Below are 24,249 nucleotides of genomic sequence, written 5' to 3'. Positions count from 1 at the left end.
TTTCCTTTCGTCAGAGCGGGTTGCGGGTCACGTGCAGCCGGGACGCGGACTCCAGGCGGCCGCCGTCGACGACCGCCTCGGCGGGTGCCGGGTGGCCGAGGAACGCGAGCAGGCCGGCGGTCGGGCCGTAGGCGCCGGCGTTGGGCACGCCGACGAGGTCCCCGATGCCGGTGCTCGGCAGCCGGGCACCGCGGGCGAGGACGTCGAGCGGGGTGCACAGCGGGCCCGCCACCGTCACCGGCTCGTCCTCGACCTCGACCTCGCCGGAAGCCAGCACGTCGGCCGAGATCGACGGGATCCGGCGCAGGCCGGACATGCCGCCGAGGTGGTGGACGCCGGTGTCGAGCAGGACGTACCGGGTGCCTTTGGACTCCTTGACGTCCACCACCCGGCTGAGCAGCACCCCGCAGTCGCCGACGAGGTAGCGGCCCGATTCGAAGGACACGCGGGGCGCCCCGTCCCGCCACCCGGGCAGGCGGTCGTCGAGCAGCGTCTCCAGCGCCGCCGCGAGCCCGGTGAACCGCGGCCGCTCCCCCGCCCGCGCGTACGGCAGGCCGAACCCGCCGCCGAGGTCGATTTCGCCGAGGTCGGGGAAGAGCACGGCGAGCTTCTCCGCGATGCCGATCCCGACCTCGAACTGGGCCAGCAGATCCTTCTCCTCGGTCAGGTTGGTGCCCATGTACAGGTGCAGCCCGGTGACGCGGGCGTGCCCGAACCCGGTGAACCGCGGCGTCTCGGCCAGCACCCACGACAGGTCCGCGCCGAACTGCGACGACGTCCCGGTCATGCTGAGCCCCGCGCCGGGCACCGGCTCGTCGGCGTTGACGCGCAGCGCGCACCGGGCTTCGGTCCCCGACCGGCGCGCGAGGTCGTCGACGCGGGCGAGGTCGTCCGGCGAGTCGACCGAGAAGCGCGTGACCCCGTGGGACAGGGCGTGCGCGACCGTTTCCGGGGTCTTGGCCGGACCGGTGAGCAGCACGGCCTCCGGCGGCACCCCGGCGCCGAGCGCGGCGTCGATCTCGCCGGTCGAGCTGACTTCGGCTTCGCAGCCCAGTGCGTGCAGCAGCGCGATGATCCGCGGGTGCGGGTTGGCCTTCACCGAGTAGTACACAGTGGACGGAGACGGCAGCGCGGCGGTCAGGTCGGCGTGGGCGCGGCGGACGGCGTCGAGGTCGTAGACGAACGCGGGCGTGCCGTGCCGGTCCGCGATCTCCTCGTGCAGGGGCGTGATCACAGGGCGGCCTCCAGGGCGCGCTTGTCGATCTTGCCGTTGACGCCGTGCGGGAGCGCGTCGACGACTTCGATCCGGTCGGGGATCTTGTGCGGTTCCAGGCGTTCGGCGAGCCCTTCGCGCAGTTGCCCGGGGTCGAGGGTGCCGGTGACCGCGAGAACGGCCGGCCGGTCCCCGGCGGGCGGGAGCACGGCGGCTTCGGTGACACCGTCGACGTCGGCCGCGGCGCCTTCCACCTCGACCGCGCTGACCCGGAAGCCGTCCTGCTTGTACTGGTCGTCGTCGCGGCCTTCGAAGTACAGGTAGCCCTCTTCGTCGACGCGGCCGCGATCGCCGGTCAGCAGGGTCGCGCGGCCGTAGGCGTCCCGCGGGAATCGGCGCGCGGTCTGCTCGGGCGCCCGCCAGTAGCCGGCCATCACGTTCGGCCCGCGGACGGCGAACTGGCCCACCTCGCCGGGCGGCAGCTCGGCGCCGTCGTCGTCGAGGACCAGGACCTCCGTGCCGGGCAGCGGCCGCCCGACCGAGCCAGGGCGGTCCAGGTACGCGTTCGGCTCCTCGATGGAGACGCGCTTGCACTCGGTCAGCCCGTACATGGCGACGACGTCGAGGCCCGGCGAGAACTCCCGCAGCCTGGCCGACAGCGAGGCCGGCAGGGCGGCGCCGGTGTTGGTGACCAGGCGCAGCGCGGCCGGGAACCGCCCGGCCCGCGCGGCCAGCCGGGCCAGGGTGGCGCCGAGGCCGGGCACGAGCGGCAGCACGGTCACCCCCTCGCGCTCCACAGTGGACAGCAGGGCCGGCCCGGCCGCGGCGTCGTCGCCCAGCACCAGGCAGGCACCGGCCTCGGCGGCGAGGAAGACCTGGTAGAGGCCGTAGTCGAAGGACAGCGGCAGGCAGCAGAACACCCGGTCCTCGGCCCGGTAGCCCAGCCGCTCGGCGATGGCGGACACCGCGAACAGCACCTGCTCGTGCGTCGAGACCACGGCCTTCGGCATGGCTGTGCTGCCCGAGGTGTAGATCAGGCTGAGGATGTCGACGCCGGTGGCGGGGGACGCGGGGACCTCGGCGTCGCCGGTGGCCGGGAGTTCGCTCAGCTTGTGCACCTTCGCCGTGCTGCGCGAGACGGTTTCGGCCGCGGCGTCGGCGGCCAGCACCAGTTCGGGCTCGCTGTCGGCGAGGATGTGGTCGAGGTGGAACGGCCGGATCCGGTCGCTGACGACGACGTAGGCCGCGCCCAGCCGTGAAACCGCGTAGAGCAGCGCCACCGTGTCGGGGTCGTGTGGCGCGGCGACCAGCACCCGGTCACCGCGGCCGACACCCTTGCCGCCGAGCCAGGCGCTGAGCGTCCGCGACCGGCGGGCGAGGTCGGCGTAGGTCCAGCGCAGGTCGTCGCGGGCCAGCGCCGGGGCGTCCGGCGTGGCGGCGGCGCGCCGGTCGAGCAGTTCGTGCAGCAACCGCGGGATCACGGGTGTGCTCCTTCCGGGAGGGCGGTGTCGAGCAGCGACCGCAGGGCGGTGAGGCTTTCGAAGGCCTCGGGCACGATCTCTTCGGCCGGCACCTCGACGCCGAGGTCGTCTTCGAGGCGTTCGAGGACCGAGACGATGGCGATCGAGTCGAAGCCGGGCAGGTCGAACAGGGAATCGGCGGACAGGACGTCGGTGGCGGGAACGCCGAGCACGTCGGCGACGGTCCGGGCGAGGGTGTCGGTCATCGCGGGTCTCCCTCGAGCGTTTCGGCCAGCACCCGTTTCGCCGTCTTGCCGGTGCTGGTGGTGGGCAGGGCCGCCAGGACGTGGACCCGGGACGGCACCATGTAGTGCGGCAGCCGGGCGCGGCAGTGGCGGAGCAGTTCCGCGGGCAGCGTCTCGTGGTCGGCGCCGGCGCGCGGGACGACCGCGGCGTGCAGCCGGTGGGTGGTGGCCGGGTCGGGCAGGGCCACGACGGCGACGCCGTCCACGCCGGGGTGCGCGGCGAGGTGGGCTTCGACGTCGCCCAGTTCGACCCGGTAGCCGCGGGTCTTCACCAGCCCGTCCGCGCGGCCCAGCAGGTGCAGCGTCCCGTCGGCGTCGCGGCGGGCGATGTCGCCGGTGCGGTAGCAGCGCAACTGTCCGGAGTGGACGATCGCGGCGGCGGTCAGGTCCGGCCGGCCCAGGTAGCCCGGGGTCACGCAGTCGCCCGCGACGACCAGCTCGCCTTCGCCCTCGCCGTCGAACCCGACGTGCCCCTCGGTGTCGCGCAGGCCGATGACGGCGCCGGTGACCGGCCGGCCGATCGGGAGACGGCTGTCCGGGTCCGGCGGGCCCGGGAGCCGGTGCGCGGTGACGACGTTCGTCTCGATGGGGCCGTACAGGTTGGCCGCGGCCGCGCCGGGGACCAGGGCCATCAGCTCGGCGAGCGCGGCCGTCCGGAACTCCTCGCCGGCGAACAGCAGCTGCCGCAGCTCCGGCAGGTCGCCCGCGGCGAGGCCGCCGCGGCGGGCGAGCGCGGCCAGCGCGGTCGGGACGGCGTAGATGCTGGTGATGCGCCGCTCGCGCAGCAGCCGGGCCAGCGCCGCCGGGAAGAGCGCGGCCCGCTCGGGCACCAGGTGCAGGGCGGCGCCGCCGCGCAGGCCGGCGTAGAGGTCGTAGACGGGCAGGTCGAAGTGCAGCGGCGCGTGCACCGCGACCCGGTCGTGCGGGGTGAGCGGGAATTCGGCGGCGGCCCAGTCGGTGAACGCCGCCGCGTTGCGGTGGGTGATCACGACGCCTTTGGGGGTGCCGGTCGAGCCGGAGGTGTAGAGGACATAGGCCTCGTCGTCCGGGCCTGGTGCCGCCGGCTCGCTTTCCGGCTTTCCTTGCAGCGCATCGAGGTCTTCGAGGTCCAGGAGCGTTTCGCAGCCGGCGTCGGCGAGGACGAAGTCGCGGCGGTCGGCCGGGTGGGCGGGGTCGATCGGGACGTAGGCGCGGCCGGCCCGCAGGCAGGCGAGGAAGGCGACGACGGTGCCGATCCGCTTGCGGCTCACCACGGCCACCCGGCCGGGCCGGTCGCGGAGCTGCCCGGCCAGCCCGGCGGCGGCGCGGGCGAGCTCGCCGTAGGTGATCGACGGGCCGTCGTCTTCGACGATCGCCACGGCGCCGGGCGTGCGCCGGGCCTGGGCGAAGAAGTGCTGGTGGATGAGCATCAAGCGCGTCCTTCCGGGTGGTCGAGGGAGGTGCCGGCCAGCTCGGCTTCGGCGGCCAGCGCGGCTTCGAGGGCCGCGTGGACGGCCGGCGGCGCCGAGCGGCCGGCTTCGACGCGGCGGATCGCGACGTAGGTGAGTTCCTGGAGCTTCTGCCAGCGCGGGAGGACCGTTTCGTCGAAGGCGCGGGAGAAGCCGGGTGCGGGGGTGCCGGGCAGTTCCCGCAGCCAGAGGCCGTGCAGTTGCCGGTCACGGGTGATCAGCCAGCTCTGCAGGGCCAGCCGGTGCAGCGCGACGGCGTCGGGCTCGCGGTACTGCCCGGCGAAGGCGGCCGCCGTGCCGTCGGCGTGGGAGGCGAGGATCGCTTCGCAGTTGGCCCGGACCTCGCGTTCGGCGTCCAGCGGTTCGGCGGGCCCGCACGGTTCGAGCACCGCCCAGGCGCCCTGGTCGAGGGCGTGGCCGAGGTCGCCGAGGACCACCTTGGTCGTCGTCGGCCGCGCGTGCCCCCACCGTGTCCGGTTTTCATAGGGATCGACGACGTGCAGGACGGATTCCCGCCCTCCTTCGACGCCTTCGACGACGAATCCGTGCTCCATGTGCTCATTTCCGCAGTACGGAAGCCACGGCAGGAAAAAGGCATCCGCGGTGACGGCGACGGCGTTGCCCCGGCCGATCTCGGCCGCCCACGAATCAACGCATTCCGCCGCCGTCCCATTGGCCGTCCATTTCGGACGAAATCCGGTGAACCGCGCAACGGACCGATCCCGCGCTCGCGGCGGCAGGTCGGGCTCGAGCACGCCATCGATTCCGCCGACGACCCGAAACGCCCACTGGTAGGCGAAAGGGGTACGCACATCGGCCACCCCGGCGTGCGCCAGCAGCAGCGCCACGACGTCCGACACGCAGTCCATACAGGCGGAATCGACCCGTCCCATGAGACGGGCACAGGAAACGAAGGCGTGGCGATTCGACACGGATCCCCCAGGGAGGCAGCGATGGTCAATTGCATTCATTCGCCATTGGCGAAGCGGTGTGCAATTACTTTCTACCGCACCGGAAATTGCCGGGCAACGCGGCCCATTTGCCGGTCAACCGACCGGAACCGAGGTGGATCCCCACGCATCGGAAGCCCCAAACCCGGGCAAGCGCAGCAACCCGGGCGGCAAACGGAGTAATTTCGCGACGCTGTCCGGCCCAGTGGCGTTTCAGAGTTCACCCGCTCGGCGGACGCTCCGCTGGAGGTGTACACGTCAGCGCTCCGACGACGTCCACGCGTCCGGCCCAGCCCCTCGGTGACCGAGCCGGCACACGCTCCTCACCATGACTTTGGCCACGCAGGTCGGCGTCGACCCTGATGTCGTAGAGGTTTCCGGACACTCTGTCCGGACACGATGTCTTGACAGCGCGTCCGAACGAGCTCATCCTGGTCGGGACCGACAGGGAGGCGGCGATGAATTCCATGGTGTTTCGTTGCACAGCAGGAGAAGCCCGGTGACCGCGGTGCTCTGGGTGGTACTCGGCTTGGCCTGGCTCGCGTTCGCCGGCACCACGTGGCTCTGGATCCACCTGGCGCGGCAAAGCCGGCGCGGAGACACGGCAGCCGACATGATGGCGCTCAGCCTGTCGCCCTTGTGGGCAGTCGACTTCCTCCTCGCCGTGCTGGGCACGGCTGCGGGCGGCTGGCTCACCGTCCGGCTCGACGGTCTCGGCGCCCGGCTGACCGCCGGCATCGGGGCCGCGGTGCTGCTGGCCCGCATCGCGCTCGGAGCGGTGCAGACGTGGCGGGCTCGCTCGGCCGAGTGACTCGCCGCGCAAACGTCACCGCGGCAACGTCTGCTTCTGCCGACGTGCGTGTTGAGGCGAGAACGGCTTGGCAACCCGCGGTCAATCGCCGATGAACCACAGATACCAGTGCGTTCCGCGTTCGACGACCTGGCACAGCTCGCGGGCATGCCTCACCCAGTCACCAGCGCACCGTGCAGGAACCCGGTCAAGTTCGGCCAGCAGCAGTGGCACCTGCCGCTGGTTGAACACCGCATCCCCGTACGGTGTCAGAGCCCAGAGCATCGGGAACTCGACCGGGTTCAGCTCCGCGAAAGCGGCAGTTCACTCCACCCCGCCCTCGGCCCGGGCAACGACCCTGCCGCTGTCACCGCGCACTGCCATATCGATCACACGCCAACCATAACCGCACTCATCCGGACACCGGCACGGTCACGATCGGTGGACCCGCTGCGACCGCATCGGCCCCTCAGCTGGACACCACCGACGCCGGCCAGGTGCTGTCGAAATCGGCCCGCCGCAACCTTCCCCGGAATCGTTGGTCCATCCGGCGGAACATCGTTCCTCCCGTGTCACGTTTTCTTTGATCGAAGCGAGTCACGATGGGCGAGATCTCTCGAATAACGAGACAGAGGCGAATATGACACCGATCCACCGTCGAGCAACCAGTGCTCTCGTGGCCGTGATCGTCCTCCCCTGGCTGACCGCAGAAAGCTGCGAACACGACACACAACCCCACCCGGACCCCTCGGCGCAGCAGAGCACCGGAACACCGGCCGCTCCCGGCGGTACCCGTGATATCGGCGGCGATTCCGTGACCACGAGTCCGCTGGTGGGAACTCCGCCTTCCGAGGACAGGCCTGAAGCCACCGGTCTCACGATCACCCAGCCACCGGCGAGCAGCACCTCGCCGTCTCCGACGACACCTTCTGCCGTGGAGTCGTCGATTGCCGGTACCTCGTCGGCGCCATGACGAACCCGACGACGAAGAAGCACGCTGATCAAAGCGGTCCGTGGGCCCGCATCTCGACGTTGCTGTCGCAAACAGTGCTGCTGTCAGCCCTCTTGTACTACTTCGGCTGGGTTCGCACTCAGGCCGTGTGGGACTACTTCGGGATAGACACGAGCCTGTTGGGATTCTCGACGCCGGACTACGCCTTGCGGAGTATCAACTCGACCATTCTGCCGCTGATCGGCTTCGGCATCCTGGCTTTGTTCCTGGTGGCACTTCACCGAACGGTGTTTCTCCCGGCGGCCACCGCGGCACGGTCGACCTCTCGGCGAAGAGTGGTCGACTATGCAATCATCGCCTGCTACACCGTGGGCGGCCTGACACTTGCGGCGATCGGGATCGGCTTCCTGATACCCGCAAGTGTGAACTGGGTCCCGACCAACGCTCTCGCCCTCATGTTGCTGACAGGCACCGGCCTCGTTGCCTACCTGGATCACCTGCGATCCCTGCAGACACGGATGACCAGCCGCCGCCCACGCGAGAAATCATCGGTCCGGCCGTCCGTACTCGCCGCTTTGGCCATGATCGGCGCACTGTGGTTGGTCTCCTCGTATGCCCGGACCAATGGCGAGCAGTCTGCCCGTGACATCGCCGGCCACTTGGATTCACGCCCAGCGATCGCGCTCTACAGCGTGGGCCGGCTTGCCGTATCCGGCCCGGGCATCTCGGCCACCGAGATCAGCCAGAAAGACTCGAAGTACAAGTTCTGCTACACGGGCCTCGTCTCCTTGATCCACACCACGGACAAGTATCTGCTGATCTCGCAGCGATGGAGACACGGACGGGACGCCGTGTACGTGATCCCGATCAGTGGTGATGTACGAATTGACGCGATCGCACAGTGAGTTGTCGAAGAGCGGCCATGACCACAGCCGTGGATGTCCAGCGCCTGGTAGAAGCCGCCACGGGGCTCGACATCCAGCCGCGCGCCCGCCGGTGGGCGCATCTGCCGGTGTGCGTGCTGGACGCGGTTTTCTCGATCAACGCCCGGTACTCCAGCACCATCGCCGTCTGCGACCGGTACGCGACGCACCAGGGTCTCGTACCCCACCTCGTCGACGTCGCCGACTTCGCCACCGTGGCCGGCACCCCCGCCGAGCAGCCCGTCGACGCGCTGGCGGAACTGGGCCGTCGGCTGGGACCGGACCAGCTCACCGCCGACGTCCTGGAGAACCGGAGCCGCACCAGCACCCGAGGCGGCGTGCTCAAAGCGGAAGCCGCGGTGCGCTACGCCGAATTCCTCGCCGCCTCCGGCGTGCACACGCTCGGCGACGTGACCACGCTCCTGTCCGACCTCACCCGGCTCGGCGCCGTGGAAAGCCGGCTGCGGGCCGTCCCCGGCAACGGCGGGCACGACGTCCGGCTCGGCTACCTCTGGATGCTGGCCGGCGCCGACGAGCAGGTGAAGCCGGACCGGAAGGTGCTTCGCTGGTTGAGTCGCCACCTCGGCCACCAGGTCGACGTCCCATCCGCGCGGCGGCTGCTCGCCGACGCCGCCGCCGAACTGGGCCGGACGCCCTGGGAACTCGACCACGCCATCTGGAAGGCCGTCTGACCGGAGAACCTCGGCCAACGGACGAACAAGCTGCCGAGTACCAGTCGTCGGCAACCTGCAAGAGGCGCACTGCGTCCACCTCCAGGACGAGGTCGACCGCCCGCTGGTCACCGACGACCGGCCGACCGTGTTCCGGCCGCTGCGAGACGAATGCTTCCGACCGGGCAGGAGAAGTGATGCGAACGTGGTGGTCGAGGCGTCGACGTGCGCCGCAGCCGTCCGGGCTCGGGGTGTTTCTGCTCGGGATCGGGATCGGAGTGCTCACCAACCTGGTGACCGCGAGCCCGGACCGGTGGCCGGGGTGGGCTCAGCCGATCGTCAAGTGGTCGTGGCTGATCGGCGCGGCGGTGGTCGCGGCGGTCAGCGTGCGTGCGGGATGGCTGTGGTGCCGGGCGCGGTCACCGGCACCGGAATGGACCGGCGAGAACCCGTACCCGGGCTTGGACTCGTACGACCGTGACCGGGCGCCGGTCTTCTTCGGACGTACGGACGACCGGCGTGACCTGGCGCGACGGGTACAGGGGGCCACTGCGCCCTCGCTGCGGTTCGTGCCGGTCGTGGGGCCGTCGGGCAGCGGCAAGTCCTCCCTCGTGCTGGCCGGGTTGCTGCCGGCGCTCGGCAACCGGTGGACGGTTCTCGGATCGATCACCCCGGGCACATCCGGTGTGGACGAGCTCACGAAGCTGCTGGGGACGGAGGTTCGCGGGGCGGCGGAAACCGTGTTGGCGGCGGTTCAGGACGGCGGGCCCGCACCGGGACCGGAGCCCGTGTTGCAGGCTCTGCGGGCGGCGAGAGGGACCCGGCCGCGCGTGCTGCTGCTCGTCGACCAGTTCGAGGAAGCGGCGGTCCGGCACACCGAGAAAGAGCGAAACCTGTTCCTGGCGCTGCTGTACGCGCTGGTGACGCACGATCACAGGCTGCACGTGGTGGCGACACTGCGCTCGGAATGGGTCGGCCGGTTCCAGGACGGCCCCGGCGCCGGACTGTTCACCGACCCGTTCATGGTGAACGTGCTCGAACCCCAGCGGATCCGCCAGGTCGTGGCCGGACCCGCCCGCCTGACCGATACGACGTTCGAGCCCGGCCTGGTCGAGGAAATCGTGCGCGACACCGGCCGCGGTGACGCGCTGCCGCTGCTCAGCTCGCTGCTCAGCGAGCTGTACGACGGCCTCGGCCGCGACCGATACATCAGCCGGGCCGACTATCTGACTGCCGGCAAGGTGGGCGGGTCGGTCGCCGGACGCGCGGAGGCGGCCGTGGCCGCATCGGGACACGATCTGGACACGACGCTGACCACCCTGCTGCTGTTCGTGGACCTGCAGGGTGAGGAAGCCACCCGCCGACCGGTGTGGGACGACGCGCTGGCCGCAGCGCAGCGCGAGGTCGTGATCGCGTTCGTCCAGGCGCACCTGCTCACGAGCGACACCGGCAGTGGCGGTCGCGTTCGCTACGACATATCGCACGAGGCATTGCTGCGACAGTGGCGACCTTTGGCCGACCACATCACGACACACCGTGGCACGCTGCAGCGGGTCACCGAACTGCTGGCGCTCGCGAAGGCGTGGGTGAACGCCGGGAGGTCCGCCGGCTACCTGGTCCCCGCCTCGCGGTTCGCCGACCTGACCGCGAACACGGCGGTGGCGCTGCCCGAGCCGCTCGCCGAGTTCGCCGCCGCATGCACGGACAACGACGAAACCGATCACCGGCGCCGCGCGGACGTGGCAGCCGAACGAGCTCTGGAAGTCCTCGACCACGACCCGGCGACCGCGATCAGCCTGTCGCTGGCCGCGTGCACCGAACTGACCCCGACCGCGGCCGCGAGCACCGCGCTCTACCGGTCGCTGGCCACCGGCCTGCGGCACGTCCTCACCGGGCACACCGCGGACGTCTGCTGTGCCCGCGTCGCCCAAGACGGTCGCGTCGCCACGGCGGACGAACACGGCACGATCCGGATCTGGTCCGCGGATGGCACCCTGCTGCACGACCTGACCGAAGACCGGGAGCCGGTCAGTGCGCTCACGTTCGCGCCGGACGGCCGGCTCGCCTCCGGGAACACGGCGGGACGTGTCACCGTGTGGGACGCCCACGGGAAGGTGATCCACCACCTCGACGGCACCCTCCACCAGGTCACCAGCCTGGTGTTCGCCGCCGACGGCCGGCTTGCCGCCGCAGGCCGGCACGCGCTGTGCCTGTGGGACCCCGATGGACAGCTGATCCGCCGGTTGACCAGTGACGGAGAGCGGACAGCAGTCGTGTTCGCGCCCGACGCCCTGCTGATCACCACCGGCGAGGACGGGGAGATTCGGATCTGGGGCAGCAGCGGCCCGGAACAACGCTGCTTCCAGCCGACCGAGGGGTCGTTGGTCACCGCGCTGGCGGTGAGCGTCGATGGGTGGATCGCTGCAGGTCACCGGAACGGTGCGGTGCGGGTCTGGGCGCCGGACGGCGCTCTCCCCTTGTCTGACGGCTCAGAAGCGGGCATCTTCGTGAAGGTTGCCGGGCCGGTGCGTGATCTCGCCTTCTCCGAAACAGGTCATTTGCGCACGATCAACGGCATCGGGAGCGTGGTCACTTGCCGACCGAACGGCCCGTACCCCAGGGTCGCCGAACCCGGCTATCCCGACATGACGGGGTTCGCTTCGGTGGTGTGCGGACCGGATGAGCTGCTGGCCGCTGCCACGAACGGCGAGGTGCGGTTGTGCGTTCCCGAGGGCATGGTCGCTCGCATCAAGATGGCGGACACGGCTTACCTGACCGTCCTCGACTTCAGCGCGCACGGCTGGTTGGTGACGGCGACGTCCAGCACGGTGCACGTCTGGGACGTCAGTCGGCTCGCGCGGTTGCTGACCCGAGCTGAAGGTACCGCTCGGTTCGAAGAGCTCGCCGTATCGGATCCCGGCCTGATGACGGATGCGGTCAGCGTTCTCCGCGCCGGTTTCGGGCCGTGGGCAGTCGGCCCGGGACGTCGCCGCGCCGATGCCGATGGCACGAACGTGAAAGTGCGGGGCGCCGACGGCACCCTGATCCACACGCTCGCCGGACACCGGAACCTGAGTGTGCGGCACTTGGCCTTCGCCCCCGACGGGCGCCTCGCCGCGGCGTTCGACCGCACGGTGCAAGTCTGGGACTGTGCCGGCAAGGTGCTGCACGTCCTCGACGCGCACGAATCGGCGGTGGGCCGGATGGGCTTCGCGCCGGACGGCCGGCTCATCACCGCCACCACCAGCGGAGCGCTCCGGATCTGGAACACCGCGGGTGAGGTCCGCGTGCTCGAAAAGGCCGAAGACAACAAGGGAACTCTCGCTTTCACGTTCGCCGAAGACGGTCGGCTGGCGGCCGCATCGGCCGGCAACACCGCCCGCATCTGGGACCGCGACGGTGTCCCGCAACACGTGCTCACCGGTCACACCCAACCGGTTGAACACCTGGCCTTCGCCCCGGACGGCGCCCTGATCACGGCAACCGGGGACGGTGACATTCGCCGCTGGAGCCGAGACGGGTCTTCCACACGGATGCTCGGCGGCGGCAGGATCGGCGCGCTCGCGGTCACCGATGAGGGATTGGTCGTCGCCGGCGGCGGCTGGGATCACACCACGTGGGTCTGGGACTCAGCCGGAGGGCTGCTGTACGAGCTGCTCCCCCGCGACCGCAGCCTCGGAATCAGCCTGCTGGCGTGTGGCCCGAGCGGCCGGCTCATCACGGCCGGCGTCGACAGAGTCCGATACTGGCCAGGCGTGCTTCCACTGGCAGATCTCATCGCCGACGCCAGGCGACGCACCCTGCCGCCCCTCGCGCCGGCCCTCCGTCACCGTTGCATGTTGCCGGACACTGAGCACTCCGTGCGCCCCTAAAACAACGTCGCGGGCTCCACCGGCTCCGGCTCCGGCAACGCCGCGACGCCGGGCACCAACGCCCGCACCTCGTCGTGGAACCGCCGCGCCAGTTCACGTGCCTCGTTGTTGTCCGGCGTGTGGACGAACACCGTCGGCGAGCGGCCCTCGCGCAGCCAGCCCGCCACCACCTGCGTCCACGGCTGCCACCCCTCGACCGTCTCCGCCACCGCGTCGCGGCCCAGATACCGGATGATCGGACGGTCGGTCAGGGCTCGCGTCCGGCGGGGCAGGCGCGGCTTCTTCGCCCACGCCTCCTGCTCCGCCTCGCTGACCGGCGGGGTCCCGAAGAACACCGTCGTGTCGAACGGGACCCACTCCGCGTCCGCCACCCCGAGAGCCCGCTCCAGCAGCGATGTCGACGCCGCCTCGGTGAAGAACTCCGGGTGGCGCACCTCCACCGCACGCCTCAGACCGGGCGGCAAGCGGCGCAGGAACCGGACCAGCGCCTCGACGTCCGCGGGGCCGAACGAGCCCGGCAGCTGGGTCCACAGCACCGCCCGGTCGCCGAGTGGCTCGATCGCGTCCAGGAACGCCCGCATCTCCGTCTCGACCCCGGTGAACCGGCGCTCGTGCGTGACCAGCTTGGGCAGTTTGACCACGAACCGGAAGTCCGGGCCGGTCTGCTGCGCCCACGTCTCGACGGTGGTGCGAGCCGGGGTCGCGTAGAACGTCGTGTTGCCTTCGACCGCGTTGCACCAGCCCGCGTAGGCGCGCAGCCGCTCGCGGGCCGGCACCGAGGGCGGCAACGGCCACGCCTTGTGGGTCCACATCGCGCACCCGACGTGCAGGGCCGGCACCGAGCTCATGCGGAAAACCTACCGGGCCGGCACATCGGGATCGACCAGGCCGAGGAGCCACGCGCTCCACGCCGTGTCGGCGCGCTGCTCCGGCAGCTCCAGTGCCGTCGACACCGTCTGGACCAGGCCCGTCGCGAAGAACGTCCGCACCCGCAACGCATCCGCGCCCGTCAGACGCGCGATCGTCGCCATCAACGCCAGGTGCCGGCGGCGGACCGCCTCCCGGACCGGCTCGTCCGCCGACGCCGCGTAGCCTTGCAATACCACCAGGCCGACCGTCGGATCGCTTTGCAGGAGCCGCACATACGCCACACCCAGTGCGGACAGCGTCGGCTCGGCGCCGGCGAAGGCCGCTTCGATGCGGTCGTACGCCGCGTGCAGCACCTCGAGGAACAGCTTCCTCTTGGAGCCGAACATCTGCACGATCCGCGGGTGCGAAATCCCGGCCCGGCCGGCGATGGCCTCCAGGCGGGTGCCCGCCAGGCCGTTCGCGGCGAACTCGGCGTCGGCCGCCTCGATGATGCCCGCCCGGCGGGCCGCGGCGGGCAGCCGGGCCGGGCTCGCGTCACCCACCGAGCTGGCTCAGCACGAACTTGTTGTCGTACAGGCAGCGGTACGCGTGGATCAGCCCGTCCTCGCCCAGTTCCAGCCGGTCGTCGCCGTGGAACTCCACGACCTGGCCCGTCTTGGCGAACGTGCCGGTGAAGCGCCACGCGACGAGCACCGCGCGGCGGGTCACCTCGGTGTAGAGCCCCCTGCGGGCGAACGAGTAGTCCGGGTAGGCGTGCGCCATGCGCGTCACGAACCGGCGGATGGACTCCGGCCCGTGGGCGGTGTGCCCGAGCGCGGGTTCGTCGTAGACGAGGTCGTCCGCGCACATCGCGGCGACCGCGTCGGCGTCGTGGCCGTTCCACGCCTTCTCCCACTGGGCGCTGAGCGCCTCGGCCTCGTCGGCCGTGAACGTCGTCATGCGTTCTAACTTACAAGTAAGTAAGAACCCAAGACAAGACATCACATGTCTCCTGGTCGAAACTGGTGAATCAGCCACCCTTGCGCAACACCGATGCCTCCTTAGCACGCATACATCATATGACTGCTAGACTGATTCCCTAGACGAGGAGGGCCATGGCGAAGTCGCTGACCGACGAAGCGATCGACCGGATCCGGGAGTTCGTCCGGTCCGGCCGGTTCCCGGCGGGCGCCAAGCTGCCCCCGGAACACGAACTGGCCACCGAGCTGGGGATTTCCCGCAGCCCCACGCGGGAGGCCGTGAAAGCGCTCGCGCTCGCCCGGGTGCTCGAAGTCCGCCGCGGCGACGGCACGTACGTCACCAGCCTCGCGCCGAGCCTGCTCCTCGAAGGCCTCGGCAACGCGGTCGCGCTCATGCAGGGCGGCAGCGTCCTCGAGCTCACCGAGGTGCGCCGGCTCCTCGAGCCCGCGGCGACCGGCCTGGCCGCCACCCGGATCACCGACGCGCAGCTGCGCACCGTCGGCGAGCTGCTCGACGCCATGCACGAAGCGGTCGAGGACGTCGAACGCCTCACCGTCCTCGACGCCGCCTTCCACCGGGCCGTCGTCACCGCGACCGGCAACGAGACCCTCACCGCGCTGCTGGACGGGATCTCCTCCCGCACCCTCCGCGCGCGGGTCTGGCGCGGCACCGTCGAACGCGGCGCGACGCACGTGACGCTGTCGCAGCACAAGGCCATCTACGACGCGCTCGCCGACCGCGACCCAGCGGTGGCCACCGCCGCCGCGCTGATGCACGTCGACACGTCCGAACGCTGGCTGCGCGCGCACCTGGCCGAGGTCCGGGAGCTCGACGGCGGAGCGCCGTGACCGGAGCCCGGTCACGGCGCCCGGGAATCCGTCAGGCAACGGAGATCGACCAGCGGAGGTTGGGACTGCCGTCGTCGTTCCACACCTTCAACGGCGAACCCGACGGCACGTTCCCGCCGCCGTCGAGCACGAGCCCGGTGACCCGGTTGGCGAGCACGAACACGCCGCCGCCGGAGTCGGTGACCGACCACTGCTGGCTCGCCGCGCCGGTGTAGGCCGACTGCACCGGGTTGCCGCCCGCGGTGGTCGCCCCGGCCCCGTCGATCACCAGGCCGTTGGTGCGGTTGGTGAGCTTGACGAATCCGTCGCCGATGTCCTCGATCCCGAACTGCAGGTTCGGGCTGTCGTCCGGGGTCCAGATCTTCAGCCTGCTGCCCGCCGCGACCGCTCCCCCGCCGTCCACGGCCAGGCCGTTGGTGACGTTGACGATCCGGAACCACCGGGCGGGGTCGAACGCCACGCGCAGCGAGACGATGGCGGACGCCGGCACGTCCGGGGTAACCACGGCGAACCGGCTCGGCGTCCCGGTGAAGTCGTCGGCCGGGTAGCCCAGGGCCTGGTAGCCGTCCCCGGGCCAGATCGCGGAAATCGGCGCGGCCAGCGCGCTCTTCAGCCGGGCCGCGGGGTAGCTGCCGACGCCCAGCGTCGCACTCGCGCCGCGGAAGCCGCGGTCGGCGAACACCTTCGCGCCGGACGCGGGGCCCACCACCGGGATCTTGCCCGCGAACGTCAGCTTGAGCACGTAGGCGGGCGAGTCGTACGGCTTCGCCGGCAGCGTGACGTGCAGGGCACCGGCGTCCTGCGTGTACTTCAGCGCGCCGGGGGCGCCGAGCAGTTCGACGCGCTCGAGGCTGCTCAGGTCGATCCGTTTGCCGGACAGCGTGGTGAGGTCCGCCGTGGCGCCGGGCCAGGCCAGCACGGTCGCGTACAGCACGCGGCCGGCCTTGTCGCGGGTGAACCGGAAGTCCTTGGCCGTGCCCACCTTCGGCGAGACGAACGAGCCGCCGCCCATCTTGGTCGGTCCCTCGCCGTAGACGTCCCAGACGCGCGTGGCGTAGATCGACTCGCCGACGCGGCCGAGGTAGGTGCCGATGTCGGCGAGCACCGCGCGCTGCTCGGCCGGGATGGTGCCCTCCAGCGTCGGGGAGATGTTGAGCAGCATGTTGCCGCCCTTGCTGACCCGGTCGATCAGCGCGTGGATCATCTGCGTGCTCGAGTAGTAGCCGATGCCCTGGGTGTAGCTCCAGCTGCTGCTGGAAATCGCGTCGTCGGTGAGCCAGTACGGCGTGACGATGTCGGCCGGCCCGCCGCGCTCGTAGTCCGCGACCTCACCGCTGGTGTTGAACCCGTGGTCGAAGTGCTTGAACGTCGAGACGACGTCCTTGCCCCACTTCCGCGCCTGGTTGTAGTAGTAGGCCAGGAATTCGAGGCGCTGCCGCTCCCCCACCGCGCACGGGCCGCTGTTGATGCAGTAGCCCGGCGAGTTCAGCGAGAAGTCCTGCCAGAGGACGTCGGGCTTCGCCCGGTCGATCACCTCTTTGAGCTTGGCCAGCCAGAGCGCGTCCTCCTCGGCGCGCGGCAACTGGCCGTACAGCTTGCGCAGGGTCGGGGTGGCCTGCGGCGGGGCGAAGTCGTAGAAGCCGTTGTAATTGAACGCGTGGTGCATCGCGACCAGCAGCTTCAGGCCCTGCCCGCGGATCGCGTCGGAGAACAGCTTGAGCAGGTTCAGCCGCGGCCCGCGGGCCACCGAGTTCCACTCGTTGACCTTGCTGTCCCACATCGAAAACCCGTCGTGGTGCTCGGCGACCGGCCCGGCGAACTTAGCCCCGGACGCCTTGACCACGCGCGCCCACTCCTCCGGGTCGAACTGCCCGCCCCGGGAAACCAGTTCCGGGGCGAACTGGACGTGGTTGCCGGCCACGTCCGTGCCGCCGTCGATGAACCGGTCGTAGCCCCACACCGCCGGGTCGCCGTAGGTCGCCTTGTGGTGTTTGTTCTCGCCGCTGTCCGGGATGTACATGTTCCGGCCGTACCATTCGCTGCCGTACTCCGGCGTGGTGAACGCGCCCCAGTGCCAGTAGATGCCGAACTTGGCGTCCTGGAACCACTCCGGCGCGGGCGGGTGCCGGTCGACCGACGGCCAGGTGGGCTCGTAGCACCGCGCGGCGGCCGCTGCCGGACCGGCCAGCGCGGGCGGGACGGCGGCCGCGGCGAGCCCGGCGGCCGCGAGGGCACCGAACTGCCGGCGCGACAACGGATTCTGGGCAGGGAGCGTCATGGCACTCTCCAAGGGGTGCTGGGGAGCTAACAGGAAACCAATCGGGACAACAGCTCCGGCGGGACCTCGCGGCGGAAGGCGTCGAGGTTCGCCCGCACCTGGCCGGCGCTCGTGGCGCCGACCAGGACGGAGGTGACGGCCGGGTGCGCGGCGGCGAACGCGAGCGCGCACGCGGCCAGTTCGTACCCCGCCGACGCGGCGGCGTCGCGCATGCGCTGCGCGCGGGCCAGCAGGTCGGCCGGCGCCGGGGCGTAGTCGAACCAGGCACCCGGCCGGGGGTCGATGAGCAGACCGGAGTTGAACACCCCGCCGAGCACGACGTCCACCCCGCGTTCGCCGCAGAGGTCGAGCAGGCGCTCACCACCGCGGTCGAGCAAGGTGTACCGGCCGGCGAGCAGGACGACGTCGACGTCGAGCCGTTCGACGAACCGGGCGGGCATCTGCCACTGGTTCATCCCGACGCCGATCGCGGAGACCACGCCTTCGTCGCGCAGCCGGCACAGCTCCGGCCACGCCTCGGTCGCGGCCTGCTCCTCGTGGTCGTCGGGGTCGTGCAGGTAGACGACGTCGACGCGATCGCGGCCCAGGCGGTCGAGACTGCCCTCGATCCCCCGGCGGACGGCGGCCGCGGAGAAGTCGAAGTGGCAGCCACCGCCGGTGAGCGTCCGGCCCACCTTCGTCGACACCACGAACGGGCCCGCGGGAAGCGCCCGGCCGAGCCGGCGCTCGGCCAGCCCGAAGCCGTAGTACGGCGCGGTGTCGAAGGAGCGCACCCCGGCGCCGGCCGCCGCGGTGACGATCTCCGCGGCGGCTTCGGCGCCGACCTCCCCGAAGACGTTGCCCAGGCCCGCGGTGCCCAGGCCGAGGTCCGCCATCAGGTCTGCCGCTTGCCGCTGGTGATGCGGGACATCACCAGCGCGATGAGGATGATCGCGCCGTTGAGCGCACCGATCCACTGGGCGGGCACCCCGGCCAGGGTCAGCACGTTCTGGATCATGTACAGCAGCAGGATGCCGGTGAACGCGCCGAAGAGCGTGCCGCGGCCGCCGTTCAGGCTCACGCCGCCGATGACCGCGGCGGCGAACACCGTGAAGATGTAGCCGTTGCCCTGCGCCGCGGCCACCGACGCCAGCCGGCCCGAAAGCAGCAGCCCGCCGAGCGCGGCCAGCACGCTGGCCCCGATCAGCACGATCCACACGATCCGGTCGGTCCGGATGCCGGCGGCCTTCGCCGCGTCCTCGTTCCCGCCGATCGCGTAGAGGCTGCGGCCGAACCGGGTGTAGCCGAGCAGGACGATCCCGCCCGCGAACAGGAGGACGCAGATCCAGATCGACGCCGGGATCCCGGCCCACAGCGTGGTGCCGAGGTAGAGCATCGAATCGGACATGCCGAAGAACGTCTGGCCGCCGGAGATGCCGGTGAGCAGGCCGCGCAGCACGATCAGCATGCCGAGGGTGACGACGAACCCGCTCAGCCCGAACCGGACGATCAGGAGGGCGTTGAGGGCACCGACCACGACCCCGACGAGGAGCACGATGGGGACCCCGGTCCAGGACGGCAGCAGCCCGAGGGAATGGCCGCCGGTGATCGTCAGCCAGGCCGCCACGCCGGGCGCGAGCCCGAACGTCGATTCCAGCGAGAGGTCCATCTTGCCGACGACCAGGACCATCGTCTGGGCGAGCACCAGCAGGGCGATCTCGGACATCGTCTGCAGGATGTTGATCACGTTGTCGTACTGGAGGAACACCGGGTTCACCAGCTGGCCGACGACGGCGATCGCGATGATCCCGGGCACCAGCGCGAAGTCGCGCAGGCGGGCCAGGGCGATGCGCCGGGGCGCGGCGGCCGGTCCGGTCCGCGGCGGGGCGCCCACCGCGGCGGGGCTTTCAGGCATCGAGGTCGACTCCTTCCATGGCGGCCACGACCTCGCGGTCCTGCCAGCCTGCGGGCATTTCGGTGGTGAGCCTGCCGTGCACCACGACCAGCAGCCGGTCGCACAGGCGCAGGTCGTCGAGTTCGTCCGAGGCGATCAGCACCGCGGTGCCCGCCGCGGCGGCCTCCGCGACCTTGCCCAGGAGGAACTCCTTCGACCGCACGTCGACCCCGGCGGTGGGCGTGATCAGCACCAGCAGCCGAGGGTCGCCTGCGAGGGCACGGGCCATCACGACCTTCTGCTGGTTGCCGCCGGACAGCGCGGACACCGGCAGCTCCGGGCCGGGCGTCTTCACCGCCAGCCGGTCGATCATCTTCCCGGCGAGCCGGTCACGCAGGCCCGACCGGACGAAGATGCCGGGACCGAGCCGGTCCATGACGCTCATCGTCGTGTTGTCCGCAATGGACATCTCCGGCACGAAACCCTGGTGGTGCCGGTCTTCCGGGACGAACCCGACCCCGGCGGCCAGCGCGGAGGGGACGTCGCCGGGCCGCGGCCGCCGGTCGGCGACGAAGACCGTGCCGGAGGTGGGTTTGCGCAGCCCGGCCAGCGCCTCGGCCAGCTCGGTCTTGCCGCTGCCACCCGAGCCGGCCAGCCCGACGATCTCGCCGGGGGCGACGTCGAACGACACGTCCTCGAAGAACGGGGCGAGGCTCAGATCGTCCACGCGGAGGACGGGTTCGTCGCCGTGCCGGACCGAGGACGCGCGTTCCTGCACCGTGACCGCGTTCTCGCCCGTCATCGCCGCGACGAGGTCGGCCTTCGGCAGCTCGGCGACCGGCGCGGTGAGGACGTGCCGGGCGTCCCGGTACACCGTCACCGTGTCGCAGATTTCGTACACCTCCTGCAGGTGGTGGCTGATGAACAGGAAGGTGACGCCTTGGCGCTGCAGCTCGGCGATGTGCCCGAACAGCCGGGTGATGGCGGCCCCGTCGAGCTGCGCGGTCGGCTCGTCGAGGATGACGAACCGGGCGCCGAACGACAGGGCCCGCGCGATCTCCACGAACTGCCGCTGCTCCACGCTCAGCTCCCGGGCCGGCCGGTGCACGTCGACGTCCACCGACCAGCGTTCCAGCAGCTCGGCGGCCGAGCGGCGCAGCGCGGCCCAGCGGACGAACCCGCCGCGGGTCTCCTGCCGGTTGAGGAACAGGTTCTCCGCCACCGACAGCTCGGGGATGATCGTCGACCGCTGGTACACGCAGGCCACCCGGGACCGCCAGGCGTCCCGGTCGGCCAGGGCCGGGGCCGGCTCCCCGGCCAGCCGCACGGTCCCGGCGTCCGGCTCGGTCAGTCCGGTGAGGACGGACACCAGGGTCGACTTGCCGGCCCCGTTGCGGCCGACCAGCGCGTGCGTCTGTCCGGGCAGGACGGTCAGGTCGGCGTGGTCGAGCGCCACGGTGGCGCCGTAGCGCTTGACCACGCCGCGCGCCTCGACGACCGGCACGGTGCTCATGTTCGCTTCCTCTCGCCAACCGGATCAGCTCTTGCTGTTGCCCCACAGGGACTGGTCGTCGACCTTGACGCTGCTCACCGGCCCGAACGTGGCACCGTCCGCGGTGACCAGCGGCGCGGCCAGCTGGTCCTCCATCAGGCCCTCGCGGACCTGGATGATGGTGCTGTCGTGGTCGGTCTTGCCCGCGGCCGGCGTCTTGCCGTCGATGGCGTCCTTGACGTACTGCAGGGCGTACTTGGCGAACAGGTCCGCGGGCTGGGACACGGTCGCGTCCATTTCGCCGGCCCGGATCTTGGCGAGCTCCTCGGGGATGCCGTCGTTGGACACGATGAACACGTGCTTCGGGTCGCTCGCCGGGACAGCAAGGCCACGCTGCTTCAGCAGCTGCAGCGTGCCGGAGAGGGCGAAACTGGACTGCATGTAGACGCCCTTGATGTCCGGGTTCGCGGTCAGCCGGGTCTGCAGCTTCTGCGCGGCGGTGTTGGCGTCCCAGTTGGTGGCCTCGCCGAAGACCGTGATGCCCGGGAAGTTCTTCTTCATGCAGTCGTTGAAGGCTTCGGTGCGGTCGCGGCCGTTGATCGAGGCGAGGTCGCCCTGCAGCATGACGACCTTGCCCTGGCCGCCGAGCTTGGTGCCGAGGAACTGGCAGGCCTTCTCGCCGTAGGCGCGGTTGTCGGCCCGCACGACCATGTAGACGTTGCCCTGGTCGGGCCGGGTGTCGACGGAGACGACCGGGATCTTCTTGGTCGCGAGCTGCTGCAGGGTCGGGATGATCGCCGCGGTGTCCTGCGGGGCCATCACCACGCCCTTGACGCCCTGGCTGATCATCGTCTGCACGTTGGCGGTCAGGTTGGCGACGTCGTTCTGCGAGTTGGTGGTCTTGAGGTCGAGCCCGAACTGCCCGGCGAACTGGGGCACGTACTTGATGTAGGCGTTCCAGAAGTCGGTGTCCGAGCGGGGATAGTCGACCCCGACGACGGTTTTGCCGCCCGGAGCGGCGGTCGTGCCGCCGCCGCTGCAGCCGGCCAGTGCGGCCGCGGTCAGGACGCCGGCGGTGACGACGGCGGCGGCGCGCAGGTGCTGGAACTTCATGACCTCTCCTCGTTGACAGGTTTCGGGCGGAGACGGAGGCCGGACATCCCGCCGTCCACGGCGAGATCGGTGCCGGTGGTGGCGCCGGAGTGCGGGCCGGCCAGGTAGCAGATCGCCGCGGCGACCTCGTCGGCGGTGACGAGCCGGCCGGTGGGCTGACGCGCGGCGAGCGCGGCCAGCTCGGCCTCGGGATCGTCGGCTTTCGAGAGCAGCCGGTCGATCCACGGGGTGTGCGCGGTGCCGGGGTTGACGCAGCACACGCGGATGCCTTCGGCCAGGTGGTCGGCGGCCATCGCGCGGGTGAGCGCGAGGACCGCGCCTTTCGTGGCGCTGTAGAGCGCTCGTTGCGGCAGCCCGGCGGTGGCCGCGATCGAGCAGGTGTTCACGATCGCCGCCGCGCCCGACTCCCGCAGGTGCGGCAGGGCCGCGCGGGTCACCCGCACCATGCCGACGACGTTGACGTCGAAGACGCGGTGCCACTCGGCGTCGTCGTTGTCGGAAACCGTGCCCTGCGCGCCGATCCCGGCGTTGTTGACCAGGACGTCCAGGCCGCCGAGGTGCTCGACCGCGGCGGCGACCGCGGCCCGGACCGACCCGCCGTCCGAGACGTCGGCCCGCACCGCCGTCAACGGTTCCCCGACCTGGTCGTTCAGATCGAGGCAGACGACCCGGGCGCCCCGCCCGGCCAGCATCCGCGCGGTGGCGAGCCCGATTCCGGACGCGCCGCCGGTCACGACCGCCCGGACGCCGTCGAACTCCCCGCTCACGCGACCACCACCGCGTCCCGCTGCCAGACCGGGCCGTCGGGGAACCGGTACTGCGCCACGGATTCCGCGTGCAGCCGCGCCCCGAGGCCCGGTTCGCGCGGAGCCAGGTAGCGGCCGCGCTCGATCCGCACCGGGTCGACGAAGTGCTCGTGCAGGTGGTCGACGTATTCGATGACCCGGTCCTGCTGGGTCCCGCTGACCGCGACGAAGTCGAACATCGACAGGTGCTGCACCATTTCGCACAGCCCGACCCCGCCGGCGTGCGGGCACACCGGGACGCCGAACTTCGCGGCCAGCAGCAGGATCGCGATGTTCTCGGTGACCCCGGCGACCCGGCTGGCGTCGAGCTGGAGGACGTCGATCGCCTCCGCCTGCAGCAGCTGCTTGAACATCACCGCGTTGTGGGTGTGCTCGCCGGTGGCCACCTTGATCGGCGCGACCGCCCGGCGGATGGCCGCGTGGCCGAGCACGTCGTCGGGCGAGGTCGGCTCCTCGATCCAGTACGGGTCGAACTCGGCGAGCGGACGCAGCCATTCGATGGCCTGCCCGACGCCCCAGGCCTGGTTGGCGTCGATGGCGATCCGCACGTCCGGGCCGACGACGTCCCGCGCGAGCCGCAGCCGGCGGACGTCTTCGTCGAGGTCGGCCCCGACCTTGAGCTTGATCTGGGTGAAGCCGTCCTCGACCGCCTCCTTGGACAGGGCCGCCAGCTTCTCCGGCGAGTACCCGAGCCAGCCGGGAGTCGTGGTGTAGGCGGGAAAACCGGACTCCAGGAGTTCGGCCTGGCGGGCCGCGCGGCCCGGTTCGGCGCGGCGGAGGAGGTCGAGGGCTTCGTCGCGGGTCAAGGCGTCCTGCAGGTACCGGAAGTCGACGAGAGCGACCAGTTCTTCCGGGGGCATCTCGGCGAGCAGGCGCCAGACCGGCTTGCCTTCGCGGCGGGCGCGCAGGTCCCAGGCCGCGTTGACGATCGCGGCGGCGGCCATGTGGATCGCGCCCTTGTCCGGGCCCAGCCACCGCAGCTGGCTGTCCCCGGTGAGCCGGCGGGAGAAGGCGCCGAGGTCGGCGAGCGCGTCGGCCACCGGCATCCCGATGACCAGGGGCACGAGCGCCCGGACCGCGGCAACCTCGACGTCGTTGCCGCGGCCGACGGTGAAGGCGAGCCCGTAGCCCTCGTCTCCGGCGCTCGTGCGGATGGTCACGTACGCCGCCGAATAGTCGGGTTCCGGGTTCATCGCGTCGGACCCGTCCAGGCTCAGCGAAGTCGGGAAGCGCACGTCCACGGCGTCGATGGCGCTGATCACTTCGGCCAACGGGGCCACCTCTCCTTCGGGGCAGACAACATATGTATGGCTACGCGTCGGCACGCGGAATGTCCAGAGTCGATCCGTAACACGGCAATAACTTGGACTCTCGGTAGCAGCTGACTACTTTCCGCACTTTTACGTATGATGACTGATCGGAGTT

The 24,249-nt window shown here is 71.0% G+C and carries 20 protein-coding genes; 5 read left to right on the top strand and 15 right to left on the bottom strand.

Going from position 1 to position 24,249, the window contains the following annotated elements; translation table 11 throughout:
• Positions 1 to 10: 10 nt before the first annotated feature.
• Genes H5965_RS42420 through H5965_RS42400 form a run of 5 tightly spaced genes read right to left on the bottom strand, consistent with a single transcriptional unit; the run spans position 11 to position 4,980 of the window.
• Positions 11 to 1,234 (bottom strand): type III PLP-dependent enzyme, encoded by a 1,224-nt coding sequence (locus H5965_RS42420; protein WP_310976901.1) that lies wholly within the window; start codon positions 1,232 to 1,234, stop codon positions 11 to 13.
• Positions 1,231 to 2,694, bottom strand: a complete 1,464-nt coding sequence (locus H5965_RS42415) for a class I adenylate-forming enzyme family protein (protein ID WP_310976898.1) — start codon at positions 2,692 to 2,694, stop codon at positions 1,231 to 1,233. Before H5965_RS42415 ends, H5965_RS42420 begins: the two co-directional genes overlap by 4 nt.
• Complete coding sequence (locus H5965_RS42410; RefSeq protein WP_310976896.1) at positions 2,691 to 2,939, bottom strand: acyl carrier protein; 249 nt, start codon at positions 2,937 to 2,939, stop codon at positions 2,691 to 2,693. The genes H5965_RS42415 and H5965_RS42410 overlap by 4 nt, the downstream gene beginning before the upstream one ends.
• Positions 2,936 to 4,387 (bottom strand): amino acid adenylation domain-containing protein, encoded by a 1,452-nt coding sequence (locus H5965_RS42405; RefSeq protein ID WP_310976894.1) that lies wholly within the window; start codon positions 4,385 to 4,387, stop codon positions 2,936 to 2,938. The genes H5965_RS42410 and H5965_RS42405 overlap by 4 nt, the downstream gene beginning before the upstream one ends.
• Positions 4,387 to 4,980, bottom strand: a complete 594-nt coding sequence (locus tag H5965_RS42400) for a hypothetical protein (RefSeq protein WP_310976892.1) — start codon at positions 4,978 to 4,980, stop codon at positions 4,387 to 4,389. The genes H5965_RS42405 and H5965_RS42400 overlap by 1 nt, the downstream gene beginning before the upstream one ends.
• A gap of 874 nt (positions 4,981 to 5,854) precedes the next feature.
• Here H5965_RS42400 and H5965_RS42395 point away from each other — a divergent pair.
• The 4 genes from H5965_RS42395 to H5965_RS42380 all read left to right on the top strand — a co-directional run bounded on the left by H5965_RS42395 (position 5,855) and on the right by H5965_RS42380 (position 12,584).
• The gene (locus tag H5965_RS42395) at positions 5,855 to 6,187 is read left to right on the top strand and encodes a hypothetical protein (RefSeq protein ID WP_310976891.1); all 333 of its coding nucleotides are present in this window, start codon (positions 5,855 to 5,857) and stop codon (positions 6,185 to 6,187) included.
• 948 nt (positions 6,188 to 7,135) lie between these two features.
• Complete coding sequence (locus H5965_RS42390) at positions 7,136 to 8,023, top strand: hypothetical protein (protein ID WP_310976889.1); 888 nt, start codon at positions 7,136 to 7,138, stop codon at positions 8,021 to 8,023.
• 17 nt (positions 8,024 to 8,040) lie between these two features.
• The gene (locus H5965_RS42385; protein WP_310976888.1) at positions 8,041 to 8,733 is read left to right on the top strand and encodes a hypothetical protein; all 693 of its coding nucleotides are present in this window, start codon (positions 8,041 to 8,043) and stop codon (positions 8,731 to 8,733) included.
• 272 nt (positions 8,734 to 9,005) lie between these two features.
• A complete protein-coding gene (locus tag H5965_RS42380) occupies positions 9,006 to 12,584 on the top strand; it encodes an AAA family ATPase (RefSeq protein ID WP_310976886.1) in 3,579 nt (1,192 codons plus the stop codon).
• On the opposite strand, the gene H5965_RS42375 is transcribed toward H5965_RS42380, so the two are convergent.
• Genes H5965_RS42375 through H5965_RS42365 form a run of 3 tightly spaced genes read right to left on the bottom strand, consistent with a single transcriptional unit; the run spans position 12,581 to position 14,393 of the window.
• A complete protein-coding gene (locus tag H5965_RS42375) occupies positions 12,581 to 13,396 on the bottom strand; it encodes a DUF72 domain-containing protein (RefSeq protein ID WP_310976974.1) in 816 nt (271 codons plus the stop codon). The genes H5965_RS42380 and H5965_RS42375 overlap by 4 nt on opposite strands.
• A gap of 45 nt (positions 13,397 to 13,441) precedes the next feature.
• A complete protein-coding gene (locus H5965_RS42370; protein WP_310976884.1) occupies positions 13,442 to 13,996 on the bottom strand; it encodes a helix-turn-helix domain-containing protein in 555 nt (184 codons plus the stop codon).
• Positions 13,989 to 14,393, bottom strand: coding sequence for a nuclear transport factor 2 family protein (locus tag H5965_RS42365; RefSeq protein ID WP_310976882.1), 405 nt, complete (start codon positions 14,391 to 14,393; stop codon positions 13,989 to 13,991). The genes H5965_RS42370 and H5965_RS42365 overlap by 8 nt, the downstream gene beginning before the upstream one ends.
• A gap of 155 nt (positions 14,394 to 14,548) precedes the next feature.
• Between H5965_RS42365 and H5965_RS42360 the strand changes: the two genes are divergently transcribed.
• Complete coding sequence (locus H5965_RS42360; protein WP_310976880.1) at positions 14,549 to 15,262, top strand: FadR/GntR family transcriptional regulator; 714 nt, start codon at positions 14,549 to 14,551, stop codon at positions 15,260 to 15,262.
• A 31-nt stretch (positions 15,263 to 15,293) separates the two neighbouring features.
• Here the strand turns inward: H5965_RS42360 and H5965_RS42355 are convergent, their stop codons facing one another.
• From H5965_RS42355 to H5965_RS42325, 7 genes are read right to left on the bottom strand one after another with little or no spacing between them, the layout of a single operon-like run.
• A complete protein-coding gene (locus tag H5965_RS42355) occupies positions 15,294 to 17,540 on the bottom strand; it encodes an alpha-L-fucosidase (RefSeq protein ID WP_310976879.1) in 2,247 nt (748 codons plus the stop codon).
• 26 nt (positions 17,541 to 17,566) lie between these two features.
• Entirely contained in the window at positions 17,567 to 18,415 is an 849-nt protein-coding gene (locus H5965_RS42350) for an aldo/keto reductase (RefSeq protein WP_310976877.1), read from the bottom strand.
• Complete coding sequence (locus H5965_RS42345) at positions 18,415 to 19,434, bottom strand: ABC transporter permease (RefSeq protein ID WP_310976876.1); 1,020 nt, start codon at positions 19,432 to 19,434, stop codon at positions 18,415 to 18,417. Before H5965_RS42345 ends, H5965_RS42350 begins: the two co-directional genes overlap by 1 nt.
• The gene (locus H5965_RS42340; protein WP_310976875.1) at positions 19,427 to 20,926 is read right to left on the bottom strand and encodes a sugar ABC transporter ATP-binding protein; all 1,500 of its coding nucleotides are present in this window, start codon (positions 20,924 to 20,926) and stop codon (positions 19,427 to 19,429) included. Before H5965_RS42340 ends, H5965_RS42345 begins: the two co-directional genes overlap by 8 nt.
• Before the next feature lie 24 nt (positions 20,927 to 20,950).
• Complete coding sequence (locus tag H5965_RS42335) at positions 20,951 to 22,018, bottom strand: sugar ABC transporter substrate-binding protein (protein ID WP_310976873.1); 1,068 nt, start codon at positions 22,016 to 22,018, stop codon at positions 20,951 to 20,953.
• Positions 22,015 to 22,785, bottom strand: a complete 771-nt coding sequence (locus H5965_RS42330; RefSeq protein WP_310976871.1) for an SDR family oxidoreductase — start codon at positions 22,783 to 22,785, stop codon at positions 22,015 to 22,017. The genes H5965_RS42335 and H5965_RS42330 overlap by 4 nt, the downstream gene beginning before the upstream one ends.
• Positions 22,782 to 24,104 (bottom strand): enolase C-terminal domain-like protein, encoded by a 1,323-nt coding sequence (locus tag H5965_RS42325; RefSeq protein ID WP_396136997.1) that lies wholly within the window; start codon positions 24,102 to 24,104, stop codon positions 22,782 to 22,784. The genes H5965_RS42330 and H5965_RS42325 overlap by 4 nt, the downstream gene beginning before the upstream one ends.
• Positions 24,105 to 24,249: the final 145 nt, after the last annotated feature.

Source organism: Amycolatopsis sp. 505, from assembly GCF_031625235.1.
Taxonomy (GTDB): domain Bacteria; phylum Actinomycetota; class Actinomycetes; order Mycobacteriales; family Pseudonocardiaceae; genus Amycolatopsis.
This window is presented reverse-complemented; position numbering and strand designations above follow the sequence as displayed.